General features: G+C 32.8%; 15 protein-coding genes and 1 pseudogene. 12 read left to right on the forward strand and 4 right to left on the reverse strand.

What is annotated here, in order from left to right; genetic code table 11:
* From ACKI67_RS00060 to ACKI67_RS00095, 8 genes and pseudogenes are all read left to right on the forward strand, one after another.
* Window positions 1-336, forward strand: a pseudogene (locus ACKI67_RS00060) (hypothetical protein); the annotation flags it as partial.
* A 1-nt stretch (window position 337) separates the two neighbouring features.
* Window positions 338-1,372 carry a 4Fe-4S binding protein gene (locus ACKI67_RS00065; RefSeq protein ID WP_407461339.1) on the forward strand — a complete coding sequence of 345 codons (1,035 nt, stop codon included), beginning with the start codon at window positions 338-340 and terminating at the stop codon, window positions 1,370-1,372.
* A gap of 38 nt (window positions 1,373-1,410) precedes the next feature.
* The gene (locus ACKI67_RS00070; RefSeq protein ID WP_407461340.1) at window positions 1,411-2,862 is read left to right on the forward strand and encodes a 4Fe-4S binding protein; all 1,452 of its coding nucleotides are present in this window, start codon (window positions 1,411-1,413) and stop codon (window positions 2,860-2,862) included.
* A 102-nt stretch (window positions 2,863-2,964) separates the two neighbouring features.
* Window positions 2,965-4,104, forward strand: coding sequence for a hypothetical protein (locus ACKI67_RS00075; protein ID WP_407461341.1), 1,140 nt, complete (start codon window positions 2,965-2,967; stop codon window positions 4,102-4,104).
* Between the two features lie 96 nt (window positions 4,105-4,200).
* A complete protein-coding gene (locus ACKI67_RS00080; protein WP_407461342.1) occupies window positions 4,201-5,088 on the forward strand; it encodes a formylmethanofuran--tetrahydromethanopterin N-formyltransferase in 888 nt (295 codons plus the stop codon).
* Window positions 5,089-5,129: 41 nt separating this feature from the next.
* Entirely contained in the window at window positions 5,130-6,173 is a 1,044-nt protein-coding gene (locus ACKI67_RS00085) for a carbohydrate kinase family protein (RefSeq protein WP_407461343.1), read from the forward strand.
* 150 nt (window positions 6,174-6,323) lie between these two features.
* Complete coding sequence (locus tag ACKI67_RS00090; RefSeq protein ID WP_407461344.1) at window positions 6,324-7,151, forward strand: 4Fe-4S binding protein; 828 nt, start codon at window positions 6,324-6,326, stop codon at window positions 7,149-7,151.
* Window positions 7,152-7,216: 65 nt separating this feature from the next.
* A complete protein-coding gene (locus tag ACKI67_RS00095) occupies window positions 7,217-7,852 on the forward strand; it encodes an HPP family protein (RefSeq protein ID WP_407461355.1) in 636 nt (211 codons plus the stop codon).
* 148 nt (window positions 7,853-8,000) lie between these two features.
* On the opposite strand, the gene ACKI67_RS00100 is transcribed toward ACKI67_RS00095, so the two are convergent.
* On the reverse strand, window positions 8,001-8,336 hold the full coding sequence (locus ACKI67_RS00100; protein ID WP_407461345.1) for a DUF2085 domain-containing protein: 336 nt from the start codon (window positions 8,334-8,336) through the stop codon (window positions 8,001-8,003).
* A 28-nt stretch (window positions 8,337-8,364) separates the two neighbouring features.
* Window positions 8,365-8,505, reverse strand: a complete 141-nt coding sequence (locus ACKI67_RS00105; protein WP_407461346.1) for a hypothetical protein — start codon at window positions 8,503-8,505, stop codon at window positions 8,365-8,367.
* 349 nt (window positions 8,506-8,854) lie between these two features.
* On the opposite strand from ACKI67_RS00105, the gene ACKI67_RS00110 reads away from it, so the two are divergent.
* A complete protein-coding gene (locus tag ACKI67_RS00110) occupies window positions 8,855-9,850 on the forward strand; it encodes an NAD-dependent epimerase/dehydratase family protein (protein WP_407461347.1) in 996 nt (331 codons plus the stop codon).
* Window positions 9,851-10,063: 213 nt separating this feature from the next.
* On the opposite strand, the gene ACKI67_RS00115 is transcribed toward ACKI67_RS00110, so the two are convergent.
* Window positions 10,064-10,567, reverse strand: a complete 504-nt coding sequence (locus tag ACKI67_RS00115; protein WP_407461348.1) for a hypothetical protein — start codon at window positions 10,565-10,567, stop codon at window positions 10,064-10,066.
* Window positions 10,568-10,711: 144 nt separating this feature from the next.
* Entirely contained in the window at window positions 10,712-11,128 is a 417-nt protein-coding gene (locus ACKI67_RS00120) for a DUF3795 domain-containing protein (protein WP_407461350.1), read from the reverse strand.
* A gap of 169 nt (window positions 11,129-11,297) precedes the next feature.
* On the opposite strand from ACKI67_RS00120, the gene ACKI67_RS00125 reads away from it, so the two are divergent.
* The 3 genes from ACKI67_RS00125 (at window position 11,298) to ACKI67_RS00135 (ending at window position 12,858) form a co-directional block, all read left to right on the forward strand.
* A complete protein-coding gene (locus ACKI67_RS00125; protein ID WP_407461351.1) occupies window positions 11,298-12,062 on the forward strand; it encodes a thermonuclease family protein in 765 nt (254 codons plus the stop codon).
* A 124-nt stretch (window positions 12,063-12,186) separates the two neighbouring features.
* Entirely contained in the window at window positions 12,187-12,510 is a 324-nt protein-coding gene (locus ACKI67_RS00130) for a carboxymuconolactone decarboxylase family protein (RefSeq protein WP_407461353.1), read from the forward strand.
* Complete coding sequence (locus ACKI67_RS00135) at window positions 12,511-12,858, forward strand: carboxymuconolactone decarboxylase family protein (protein ID WP_407461354.1); 348 nt, start codon at window positions 12,511-12,513, stop codon at window positions 12,856-12,858. It begins immediately after the preceding gene.
* The last annotated feature ends 326 nt before the right edge of the window (window positions 12,859-13,184 follow it).

A 13,184-nucleotide genomic window follows, 5' to 3' on the forward strand; every position in this document is an offset into this window, starting at 1 on the left:
AAACAGGCTATTGAAAATATGCCTAAAGGAGATATAAGAACTCCTGTAGATATCCCTTCAGGATATGGTGAATGGAGAAACGAGGCTCCACGTGGTGAAGTAAGATATATGGCTGAAACCAATGGGGATTTAATCAAACGCATTTCCATCAGAACTCCAAGTATCATGAATATTGATTCATGTGCAAAATACATGCTTAAGGATGTTGCTACAGTTGCTGATGCAGTGGCTACTTATGCATCTTCAGATCCTTGCATTGCATGTACTGAAAGGGTTGCAATCACTGATATTGATACTGGCAAATCTGATGTAAAAGACTTTTTCGAGGTGAAATAGAATGTCTTCACTCATATGGTATATCTATGAATTTGCTAGAAAAACATGGATAGATGGCTTTTTCGATGCAAAGTCAAAGGAAGACATAGCCCATAAGCCTGACAGGTTTAGGGATTTCCCTAATGTAATCAAGGAAAATTGTATCGGCTGTGGGTCCTGTACAGCATCATGCCCATCTCCAAATGCAATCAAATTGGTTAGGGATTCAGACAGTGAGGACTCAGTAGGTCTTATTTACCCTGTAATCAACAAGTCAGCATGCATAAGATGTGGATTCTGTGCAGAAGTTTGTCCATCCACTCCAAAGACATTGGAATGTGGTGAAAATCATTTCATCCGTGAAGAATTCAATATCATTCCTTCAAAGAGAAAATACATTGTGGATGAGTACCTATGCATCAGATGCAAGAAGTGTATGGATGCATGTGAAGTCGGTGCCATTGAAGAGATTGATGACAGATTGGTTGTAAATCAGTCAAAATGCATTTCCTGTGGAAAATGTTTAGAGACCTGTCCTGTAAAAGGAGCAATGAAAGGAGTCTTTGTAAACAACCTTGAAGAGCAAAAGAAAATCATTAATTTGGCAGTGAATACCTTAGAGGAGTATATAGAATCAAAACAGGATGACTTGATTCAATTAGGCACTGATAAGCTATTTTTGGATGAATTGAAATTCAAGCCTATATTTGACGAGTCATTGACAATTCTAAATGATGAAGAGGTTGTTCATGAAGTCTTGGAAGATGCAATCAATAGGTTGAAGATAAGAATCATCACCTGGGACGGAGATAACTGTAAGAAATGTCAAATGTGCATTCCAGACTGTCCTACAGGTGCAATTTCATTTGACAGCGATAACGATACCATTGTAAGAGATAAGGAAAAATGTTTAAGATGCAGTATCTGTTATCAAACCTGTCCGTTTGGAGTTATCAAATACTTCTTGGCTAAATTTAATCTTGATACAAATGATAATGATGAGGAAGTTATTCACATTTCTGTAAAGGCTTCTCAATTAGCAGAAAGGAGGGCTTAATATGTTTATTGGTTCTCAATTAGTGGGAGGTGCATAATATGGTTACTGTTGACCCTATTCCAAGACCATTGCGTGATGTTCATATAGAATATGAAATTGATGATGAAAAGTGCATCAACTGTAAGGACAAGCCATGTTTGGATGCTTGCCCCATTCATGCTGTTTATCAGGATGAAAACACCAAGTTCATTAAATTGGATGAGCATTGCTTTGGTTGTGTCTTATGTACCAATGCATGTCCTTATGATGCAATTCACATTACAAAGAGATTATCTGATCCAATTCGTGAAAATGTTCCAAACATCAATAAGAAGCTTTGCAGAGCTTGCGGTGCATGTGTGAATGCATGTAAGTCAGGAGCTATCCATTTAAGGTCTTCAGGTGGAGATGAAGTCCATAGTGAAATTGATGAGGATAAGTGTATCCGTTGCGGATACTGTTTCAGGGCTTGCCCAACCGATGCAATCAAATATGGGGAAATCCTTCCAAAAACAGTAAAAGAAGGTAAGACTCTCTGCATTGACCAAGACCAATGTATCGGTTGCATGACCTGTACAAGGATATGTCCTTCCAAGGGAGCTATAAATGTAGGCAAAACCAATAAGTTGCCGTTCATTGACCCTGCTTACTGTGCAAGATGTGAGGAATGTATGCATTCCTGCCCGACCTATGCTATTGACTATGTTGAAAGGGAAGAGGCATTCGATTCATTCAATAAGATTAAAACATTGGAGATAGCATCTGAAATTATAGATAGGGACATTCATAACATTTCCAAAGGTGTCACCAATATTGACAATGTTTTGGTAAAGCTGCTCAAGGATATTTCCAATGATTATCACTTTGATGATTTTGATTATGAAAACTCAATGGACATCAGGGATGTTCCAAGAGATATGGAATTTGCAGATGTTGAGATATTCACCTGTACCAATTGCAGGTCCATTGTAGTGAATGTAACAGATTTCCTTAATGAACGTCTAAATGCCCAAATCAAGAAGGATTTGGATGTAGTAAAGGTTTTAGACCTTGTAGAATTCTTCCCACCAAGTTTAGGCATTGAAGTAGTTGATGAGAATTGCATTAGCTGTGGATTATGCAGAGATGTCTGTCCAACCGAATCCATAAGTTTGGATGGTCCTAATCCAATTGTGATTGATACAGACAATTCCTGCGTATACTGTGGTTTATGTGCTGAAAGCTGTAGTTTTGAAGCAATCAAACTTAAGGAAGAGTTCTTTACAAATAGGAATCATGAGATCTTCTTCATTAAAAGAGACCTTAGAGGAAGAAGAAAAGGTACTGTAGAGATTAATCATCATGCTTGTCAATTATGTGAAGTCTGTGTTAAAAACTGTCCAGTTGATGCATTGGCTATTGAAGATGGAAAAGTTACAGTAAACCATGAGGATTGTATTTCATGCAGAAACTGTGAGGCAATCTGTCCTTTAAATGCAGCAAGAGTCTCTACAATCTGGCAGTTCTTATAAATTATTTTAGAATTTTTAAAAAATTTTTTCTTTTTTTATTTTTATTGGATTTACATTTATTGAAAATTGAAATTATGACTTGAAGTTTAGGAAGATTAGATTATGGTTAAGAAAGTTTTTATCACTGATTGTGAAGGACCATTGACACTAAATGACAATGCCTATGAATTGGCAGATGAATTTATTGAGGATGGTGGAAAATTATTCAAGATCATCAGTCGCTTTGATGATTATCTTGTTGATGATGTCAAGCTTGAAAACTATCATGCTGGTGACACACTTAAGCTTATTGTTCCATTCTATAAATTGGCAGGACTTACAAATGAAAAAATGATTGAATTTTCTAGGGAAAATATCTATCTTGTTAATGGTTCTGATGACACTCTTAAATTTGCAAATGAACTTATTGATTCTTTTATAGTTAGTACTAGTTATGGTCAATATATTGAAGCTCTATGCAATTATATTGATTTCCCATTCCAAAATACATATCATACACAACTAGATGTAGATGGGGCTACTAATTTTAATGAATTTAGTAAAAAATCAAGTAATGTTTCATCAGATGCAAACAGTTCTCAAACTATTGTAGGTACCAAATCACCTAAGTTCATTGAAGAACTTAAAAAAGTTGAGGAGTTCAGAAAGATCATACTTGAACATGGCGGCGAAAATGAAGATGACTTCAATGTCCTGTATGAGATTTTCTTCAATGAGTTTCCAAAGTTTGAAATCAACAAGTATATTGAAAGTGTGAAAACTGTTGGTGGAAAAGGCAAGCAGATTGCAGTTGAGGATATAGTTGAAAGGTTTGGTCTTGAAGATGGTTCAATCATATATATGGGTGACAGCATCACTGATGTTGAGCCATTGCAGTATGCAAGGGACCATGGAGGATTGTCTGTCAGCTTCAATGGAAATGAATACCCATTAAATGTAGCTGAAATTGCAGTTATATCTGACCATACCATCGTTAGTTCCATCTTGATTGACCTTCACGCTAGATTTGATAAGGATTATGTTTTGGAATTCATAAAAGAGTATTCACAAAAAGGTCCTAATGCAGCATTTGCAGACTTTGAAGTGGATTACGCACTTATTGAAGAGTTTGAGAAGGTGTTCCATAATAAGGAAGCTCCAATCATTGAGATAATCACTGATGAGAATAGGGAATATCTCCTTAAATTAAGCAAAGAGATGAGAAATGGCATTCGTGGTAAGGATATTGGTGGTTTAGGTTAATTCTAAGAATTTTATTTAAAAATTATATTTAAAAATTAATTTTAAAAATTATATTTACGTTGATTATTAATATAATTTAATTATGAGATGACATTTATGGTAAATTATGATAAGGTTGAAGATACATTCTTTGAATCATTTGATGGAATGTACATTAGAGCATTGATTACTGCAGAAGATGAATTGACTGTAAAGGAAGCGGCTTATGATGCTACAGCTACACCAAGCGCTGTCATTGGCAGAGTGGAAGCAGGTGTGGAAGCATTTGTTGATGGAGACAAGACTCCTGATGGAAGACCTGGAGCTATTGTTCAATTCTGGCTTACTGATGACTTGAAGAAGTTTGAAAAGGAACTGTCCTATAGGATTCGCCAAGACATTCTTGTTAAGCCATTTACAAGAGTCTTCAGCATTACCGAAAACCCTGTCGGTTCAATTCCAATGATGGAAAGTGTAGGTCATTGTGGAGATGGATATGAATGGGAAATTGAGGAATACGGAAGGAAAATGATCAATGTCCCTATTGCAGTTCCTGATTTCCAGATTGAATCAGAACTCTCCTATGCAGAAGGTATCATGGGCGGAAACTTCTGGTATATGTGTTCCACTAAAGAGGCTGTTTTAAAGGCAGGTAGAATCATTATTGATACAATTATGGAAGTTGAAGGCGTATGCACTCCATTTGGAATATGTTCTGCTGCAAGCAAGCCTGAAACCAATTTCCCTGAAATTGGTCCAAGCACTAATCATCCTTATTGTCCTTCCTTGAAGGAAAGGCTTGGTGAAGAGTCTAAAGTTGCGGAAGGGGTTAATTATATTCCTGAAATTGTTATCAACGCCACTGATGAAGAGTCAATGAACTTGGCTATCAAAAAGGCTATTGATGCAATAATTGACATTCCAGGTGTGGAAAGGATTTCTGCCGGTAACTTTGAAGGTCAATTAGGTGAACATAAGACCAATTTATTGGATATTTTGAAATAAAATTCTATATGGAAACTCTAAAATAAATGTGAGTGAATTAAATGGATGAAAATGATTTTAATGATTCAAATTCTTCAAAAAATGTGACTGCTGAAGATTTAGGTGTTGACGAGATTGTCTATGATGCAATCAATGTAGATGCAATAGGCTTTGGTGCATTGAATGTCGATAAGCTCTATAAGGTTGGACATATTGCAGAAATCGATGGGGAAAGCTTCATTAAAGGTGAAGAGGAATCTCCGGGTGGTTCAGCTGCCAATACAATCATAGGTCTTTCAAAGCTTGGATGCTCAACATCATATATAGGCAAGATTGCAGATGATGAGGAAGGAGATTTATTGGAATACAATCTTATGATCAATGATGTTTATCTCACTAATCTCATCTATGCAGATGAGGGCAATTCCGGCAAGGTATTGGGATTTGTTTCCGATGCAGGAGACAGGGCACTTTATGTGGACCCTGGAGTGAATGATGAGATTAGAATTGATGAAATCAATCCATTAAATGTTAATGCGTGTAAGATACTTCATTACACATCATTTGTTGGAGATTCATTCTATGCTCAAAAGGAACTCTTGAAAATCCTTGGTGATGATATTGTCCTAAGTTTTGATCCTGGTATGCTATATGTTAAAAAAGGGGTTGAGGAACTTAGGGAAATCCTTGAAAGAACCAATATTCTTCTCATAAATGAGAGCGAATTGAAAATACTCTTTGAGGATTATTATAAAGAAAAGTTAAATTTATCTGATGAAGATGAATTAAGCTTCAGGGATTTGGCTGTGCATGTCCGTGATGATGGAATTGACACTGTTGTTGTAAAAAGAGGTTCTGATGGAGCTTATGCCATAAACAAAAAGGATGAAGAGGTTAAAATACCTGCATTTGAATGTGAAGCTATTGACACAACAGCTGCAGGAGATTCCTTCAATTCAGGATTCTTATATTCCTATCTTAAGGGATATGATTTGGCTAAATCATGCATAATAGCAAATTGGGTTGCTTCAAAATCTGTTCAAGCTATTGGAATTTCCGGTTTACCTAATTTAGAGGAATTGGAAGAGTTTATGGAGTTCTTATAAAAAAAGATATGGAAATTATTAGAAGCATATAATAAATTATTTAAATTATTTAAAAGATATAATTATAATAATGTTTTGAAAACTTGTGAATTTGATAAATATTTGCTTGATTCAAGTGAATAAATAAACTTTATCTATGGGGATAAGAAAATGGAAATTAAACTAAAAAAGCAGATTGAAACCTTGGAGAGGGAAATCACTCTTAAATCTGTAGATTTAGATGAAGATATTGAAGACTTCAGTATAGAGATTCACGATTTCAAAGATTCTGAAAAGCTCATTACCATTTCACCTCGTTGTGTTAGATGCAATCTTTGTGTTGATGAATGCCCTATCAATGTAATCAGTTCTTCTACTTGGCTTAAAAGGGCTAAGATTGGTGAAGATTGTGTGCAATGTGAAATTTGTGCTCAAACTTGTCCGGTTTCATGTATTTATGTATGGGATGCTGAAACAGTCATTAAGGAAGATGATTCAGTTGAATATACATTGAAAGAAGTAAAGGTTCCTCATAGAAATCTTAAGATGGAAGAGATTTCCATCAATCGTGAAGAATGTATTGGATGTGGATCTTGTCTTAAATACTGTCCAACCAATGCAATATCTCTTAGAACTAAAGAATTCATTGAAGCGCATGGGGAAACATGTCCAAATGTCGGAGCTATTGATACTGATGATGGATATTTGTACTCATATATTGACAAAGACCGCTGTTGCGGTTGTGGGTCCTGTGCTAACTTATGCATTCAAGGAGCTATTAACCTTAAAAGGGATTTAGGTCCTGTGGTAATTTACAGTCATATTGATGTCAATCAGGATATCTGTGTAGCCTGTGAATTATGTGAAGATAACTGTCCTGTTGGAGCCATTAAGGTGGTGGATGGAGAGATTCTTCTCAATAATAATAAATGTATAAGATGTAAGGAATGTACCAGCAGATGTCCTGTAGGTGCTTTAAATTTGGTTCTGGATGATTAATAAAAGAAAAAATTATATTTACAGATTTTTATAAAAATCAAAAAAATGTGGAGAAGTGTTTGAAAATGAAAGCTAAAGAGATGATGGATAAGGATTTTGTTCATGTATCAAAGAATGATACAATTGAAGCGGTTTCCATTAAGATGGAAGAATCTAAAAGATTCACCGCACCTGTTTTAGATGATGATATGAAATTGGTAGGATGGATTACTTCATTCAACATTACAAAAGGTTTACGTGAAGGTAAAAAATTAATTTCTGAAGTGATGGACCCTGTTGAAAACATTTTGGTTATTAAAGAGAATGAGGCTGCTAAAAACACTGTAATTGAAATTTCAAAACATAAGCTAATCAGTGTTCCTATCATAAATGATGAAAATCAGGTAATTGGTGTATGCAGATCTGTAGATGTTGTAGATTCAATGTCTTCATTATATGACATTAAAGTAGTTAAAATCTATGAAGCTATGCAAAAAGAGCTTAGAGGAGTTACCTGGGAAGAATTGATGGAAGCTTCCGCTAAAATCAGTACAAGAACTACTGGTGTTAAAATCACTGCTGAAGAGTATGAGAAAAACATTCAGAATTCTACATTCGGTGAAGCTATTTGGGCAACTGGTGGACTTGAAAAGTTCTTTGCAGGACTTATTTCTGTTGGAGAAATTGTAATCGCACGTAAAGTAGGCCGTGCAAGACGCTAAATTTTGAAATCTCTTTAGATTTTTAAATTTCTCCTTTTTTTATTTTTTATTTAACTTATTTTTTACTTTTTTTATTCATTTTATTATTTTTATTCTATTTCTTCTTTTCTTTCAATATTTCTTAAGAAATGTTCTAAAATTTATTTTTTTATAAAAAATTAAAGACAAAAAATTCTATCATCATCTCATAGACGAGGATTATACCTACTCCTCCAAGAAGTCCTGTTATAAATCTAAGCATGTTATTGCTTTCTCTCATCTCAAATAATTGAGTAAATCCATCTATTGCACATGGGATGAGAAGGATTATTCCAATGAGTAAAGTTGTTAATGAATAGGGAACAGGATAAAGATTTATTAGGATAATACTGGCGATACCAGTAATGTAAAATCCTGTGCATCTTGCACAGACTGGAAACTGACGTCCTTTATAGAAAAAACTTCTTTCAGGTCTTCTATGGCAGATATAATCAAATACACTCATTTTTTAACCTTTTAAATTTTCATTTCAGTTACACAATTAGGATATTCACTATTATAAGAATCACAGCAAGCACAATTAAAGTACTGCAGCATCCTTCATTCCTATTTACATTATTTTCGTCTTCAAAATAAGTTTCATATATTAAAAATTCTTCAGGACCAAGATCCATTTTATCACCCTCTAATTAAATACCTTTAATTTTAATTATATTCCTAGTTATTATTTAAATTTAATTAATGTTCAATTGGTTAATTATTTTTTTTTAGTAATTAATTTTCCGTGTTAGTTATCCATATTAGTATCAGTATTAATTACCAGTATTAATTACCAGTATTAATTACCAGTATTAATTACCAGTATTAATTACCATTATTAATTTTAGTCATTAAATAATTTTATTAATAATAAAAACATATCCTATAACATATAAACAATTAAAATTATTTTTAATTGTATTAAATTTAAATAAATTAATTTAATATGATTTCAACTAACTATTAACTATTGAAGTGATTTTTATGTCTAAATATAACGAATATCAAGATAAAACTATTTTAGTAACTGGTGGAGCTGGCTGTGTAGGCAGTAACTTAACAAGAAGATTAGCTGAACTTGGTGCAGAAAAAGTGATAATACTTGACAACATGTCCTCTGCATATGAATGGAATGTTCCTACAAATGAAAATGTTGAGCTTGTTCAAGGAGATATCCTTGATGATGAAGAGCTTAAACGTGTATTCAAGATGAAACCTGATTATGTATTCCATTTGGCTGCTCACTTTGCTAACCAAAATAGTGTAGATAATCCTGAAACAGATTTGATGGTTAATGGTATTGGTATATTGAAAGTGCTTCAATACGCTCAGCTCACTGGAGTGGAAAGATTTGTATATTCATCTTCCGGCTGTGGAGTTTATGGTTTAGACTCTAAAATGCCATTTGAAGAGCATGACATTTCAATTTCCTTGCACACCCCTTATCAAGTAACCAAATTGCTTGGTGAGTTGTATACTAATTACTTCCATAACTTGTATGATATGCCTATTGTAAATGCAAGATTCTTCAATGTATTCGGTCCTGGTGAAGTTCCAGGAAAATACAGAAATGTAATTCCTAATTTCTTCTATTGGTCTATGACCAAACAGGCATTGCCTATTACTGGTGATGGTACTGAAACCAGAGACTGGACCTTTGTAGGAGATATTGTAAATGGTCTCTTATCAATGGGTGTTGAAGAGGAAGCTATTGGAGAAGCGATTAACCTTGGTTCCGGTAAGGATCATAGAGTTATCGATATGGCAAATAAGGTCAATGAATTAACTGGAAACCCAGAAGGAATCGCTTATGTGGCAAGACGTAATTGGGATGCTAAAACCAAATTATTATCTTCCATTGATAAGGCAAAAGACATTCTCGGTTATAAGCCAACTGTTTCATTTGATGATGGTTTAGAAAGAGTTTACAATTGGTTTACTGACAACTGGGAAGACATTGAAAGAGATGCAGAATTCTAATTAATCTCTTTTTCTTATTTTTTTCTATTTTTTAATCTTTTTATTTTTTTAATCTTTTAAATTTTATAATTTTTATTATTTTTATTATTTTTATTATTTTTATTCTATTTTTATTCTTTTTTAGTTATTTTTTTTAGAAAAAGAGTTTTTTAATCTATTTTTAGCTATTTTTAGAAAAAGAGTATTTATAAATAAAAAAAGAGAATGGTTTATTTAAAAACCAAATAAACTGGATAAATTACTGGAACCAGTCATATTCATTGCACTTGAATTGTAGATTTGGCTCATATTGGTCATATTTGTAGTATTGAATGGATTTAATATGATATTTGGATCCATTTGGCCAGATAATATTAAATATCCGATAAATGTAAACTCAATAATCAACACTAACAATTGAATTAATCCATGTTTTTTAGCATTTGCATCTTTTCTTGTTAGCAAATAAATTGAAAAAATGAAGCCGAGTACGCTTCCCAATATAGCAAAAATATATCCTATGATGATCATTAATCTATAATTTCCCCTTCCAGAGGATGAGGTTTCAGACATAGAGCCTAAATTAGTACCTTTATTATAGGTTTTCTGACTAATTGTAAAGATGTTGAAATCATCATCTTCAGGATTATATTCTTCAAAGATAGTCCCACAATAAATGCAGAAATCGGTAGTTCCATCGTTTACTTTTCCACATCTAGGACATTCAATACGTGCCATTTTATCACTTTTTTAGAATTTTTTTAAATTTGCCATAAAGTTATCATAACTAAGTTTTGTACTATATTATATAATATTTAATCTAATTTATAATTTTTTATTTATAGCTATTTTATTCTGTTCCTGTTTGTCTTCATATTAAAACTATTGTTTTTCATGTTTTAGGCCACATTCACTGCAAATATTTTCTTGAATGCTTATGATTCCACCACAGGATTCGCACTCCCAATTTAATTTATCTTCAAGCATTATTTTATTAATTCCTGTGTAAGTAATCCTTTTTGCATTATTCAATGTTGAAAAATTATATCTTTTCTTATAATTTTTATCCTGTTTTTTAATGAGTTTGCATGGGAATTCGCTGCATCTTCCACAGTATTTCACTCTCTTTGTTTCAAGGCATTTCTTTATTTTGCATTTCAGTGCATTTTTTGTCTTATTTGGACTGTCAATCAAACATCCTGGACAAGGATTAGTCTCAGATAAGTGTTTTATGCATAGCTTGCAGTTCATTCCACAGGGTGCAAACATAATGGTGTCTATAGTTTCAGGCATTTTCATCATCAACACCTCAAGTAATTTTCCCTTAAATTTTCTTTCTTGATAATATATATATGTTTTTGATAAATTTTATATATTTCCAAATGTAATATATTATTAATTATTTTGGTTAATAATTGGATTAATATTCAGATTAATATTTTTATTAATTGATAAAGGGGGATTTAATATGAAATTGGAAGGTAAAGATTTTCTTATAATATTTATTGTCTTGATTTTAGGATTATCCGTTATTTCAGCTAGTTTTGCATATTCTGGAACAGGATTTACCCATAACATACCTTTTTCAAAATATTCCGGCCAATCAAATGACAATATTTTAAACAAATACGATGATACAGATTGTCAAGCTGAATTCACTGGAAGATGCTCCTATGTAACTGATGGAGATACAATAGAGGTTGACGGATTAGGCAAGATACGTTTGGTTGGAGTAAACACTCCAGAACGTGGTCAAACCGGTTATATCTGTTCAAAACGTTTTGTTCAGAAATTATGTTTGGATAAGGAAGTCAGTTTGGACATTGATGATTCCAAATATACAGATAAATATGGAAGGTATTTGGCAGTTGTTATTGTAGATGGAAAGAGCATAAATGAGATGCTTCTAAAGGAAGGATTGGCAGAAGTCATGTACATTCCTCCAAGTGAGTTTTATCCATATGATTGGGCACCTGATACAAATGGATATTCAAAGTATATAAGTTCATACAGTTCTTCTAACAGCGGAAGCTCTTCATCAAGCAGTTTTACAGCCGGTTCTACAAGCGGTTCAAGTTCAGGATCGTTTATTGCAAGTTCAAACAGTCATAAATTCCACTATCCAAGCTGCAGATGGGGAAAGAAGATTTCTGAAAAGAATAAAGTCACATTCAAGAGCAGATCTGATGCAATTAGTCAAGGTTACGAACCATGTAAGGTTTGCAGACCTTAATTTTCTTTTTATACTGATAAAGTTACAATAATATTAAATATTTTTCTAAATAAAATATTATTAACAATTAATTATACAATTAATTTTTAGCAATTTTATTTTCACTTATTTTTGGAGGATTAAAATGAAAAAAGAAGTATTTTATGGAAAAGGAATGGGAAAATTAAAAGAGGAAGATGAAGACTTGTATCAAGCTATCGTTGCTTTAAATGATGCTGTATGGAATGGAAAGGCATTGGATTATAAGACTCAAAAGTTAATAGCTATTGGAATTGCTGCTTCCAATGCAGACAGCCGTGCTACAGAAAAACAGATCATGAGCGCTAAAAAGGAATTGGGAGTCACTCGTGATGAAGTTATTGATGTATTGAAAGTTGTCTTGTTAACTTCAGGTATGCAACCATTCAATAAGGCTTTGCAAATTGCAAATAAGGTATTTGAAGAATAATTGCAATTTAAATTAGGTTGTAGAGATATGGGTGAAAAGGTCTTTTACGGCAAAGGCATTAGAAGAATTAAAAAAGAAGATCCAGAATTGTATGATTCCATTGAAAATTTGGATAAGAATGTTTGGAATGCCAATGTTTTGGATTACAGGACTCAAAAGCTAATAGCCATTGCAATTTCTGCCACAAATCCTGAAAGTTCCTCCTTTTTAAAACAGGTTTCTAAAGCAAAAAAGGAACTTGACATTAGCCGTGATGAGATGATGGATGTCTTAAAGGTGGTTTTATTAACATCTGGTATGATGAATTTCAATAAGGCATTAACTGTTGTAAATAAGTTATATGATTAATTTTTTATCTTTTTTAATTTTCTTTTAACTTTTTTTTTAATTTTTTTAATTTTTTTAATTTTTCTTATTTGTCAATTTTTTTAGATATTTTTATTAATATGATTAGATATAGTAATAATTAAAGTAACTTTTTTATTACTATTCTTTAAAGTTACTTAAAAATGAATTAAGGTGATATTATGTCACATCCCCATATCAAAGCAATAAGCAATATGAATGCATCTTCATTAATTTCAATTATAGAAGAATCAAAAATCACTTATGTTCGTGAAAATTTAGATATTCATTTACATGCAAGCCAAATAAAGTTATTGAAGTCGGATCGT

It is taken from the genome of Methanobrevibacter sp., from assembly GCF_045577275.1.
Taxonomy (GTDB): domain Archaea; phylum Methanobacteriota; class Methanobacteria; order Methanobacteriales; family Methanobacteriaceae; genus Methanobrevibacter.

Coding starts and splice junctions, on each gene's coding strand:
- ACKI67_RS00110 (WP_407461347.1), top strand. CDS start 8,855: ATGTCTAAATATAACGAATATCAAGATAAAACTATTTTAGTAACTGGT.
- ACKI67_RS00100 (WP_407461345.1), bottom strand. CDS start 8,336: ATGAGTGTATTTGATTATATCTGCCATAGAAGACCTGAAAGAAGTTTT.
- ACKI67_RS00080 (WP_407461342.1), top strand. CDS start 4,201: ATGGTAAATTATGATAAGGTTGAAGATACATTCTTTGAATCATTTGAT.
- ACKI67_RS00085 (WP_407461343.1), top strand. CDS start 5,130: ATGGATGAAAATGATTTTAATGATTCAAATTCTTCAAAAAATGTGACT.
- ACKI67_RS00115 (WP_407461348.1), bottom strand. CDS start 10,567: ATGGCACGTATTGAATGTCCTAGATGTGGAAAAGTAAACGATGGAACT.
- ACKI67_RS00095 (WP_407461355.1), top strand. CDS start 7,217: ATGAAAGCTAAAGAGATGATGGATAAGGATTTTGTTCATGTATCAAAG.
- ACKI67_RS00120 (WP_407461350.1), bottom strand. CDS start 11,128: ATGAAAATGCCTGAAACTATAGACACCATTATGTTTGCACCCTGTGGA.
- ACKI67_RS00070 (WP_407461340.1), top strand. CDS start 1,411: ATGGTTACTGTTGACCCTATTCCAAGACCATTGCGTGATGTTCATATA.
- ACKI67_RS00065 (WP_407461339.1), top strand. CDS start 338: ATGTCTTCACTCATATGGTATATCTATGAATTTGCTAGAAAAACATGG.
- ACKI67_RS00130 (WP_407461353.1), top strand. CDS start 12,187: ATGAAAAAAGAAGTATTTTATGGAAAAGGAATGGGAAAATTAAAAGAG.
- ACKI67_RS00125 (WP_407461351.1), top strand. CDS start 11,298: ATGAAATTGGAAGGTAAAGATTTTCTTATAATATTTATTGTCTTGATT.
- ACKI67_RS00090 (WP_407461344.1), top strand. CDS start 6,324: ATGGAAATTAAACTAAAAAAGCAGATTGAAACCTTGGAGAGGGAAATC.
- ACKI67_RS00105 (WP_407461346.1), bottom strand. CDS start 8,505: ATGGATCTTGGTCCTGAAGAATTTTTAATATATGAAACTTATTTTGAA.
- ACKI67_RS00075 (WP_407461341.1), top strand. CDS start 2,965: ATGGTTAAGAAAGTTTTTATCACTGATTGTGAAGGACCATTGACACTA.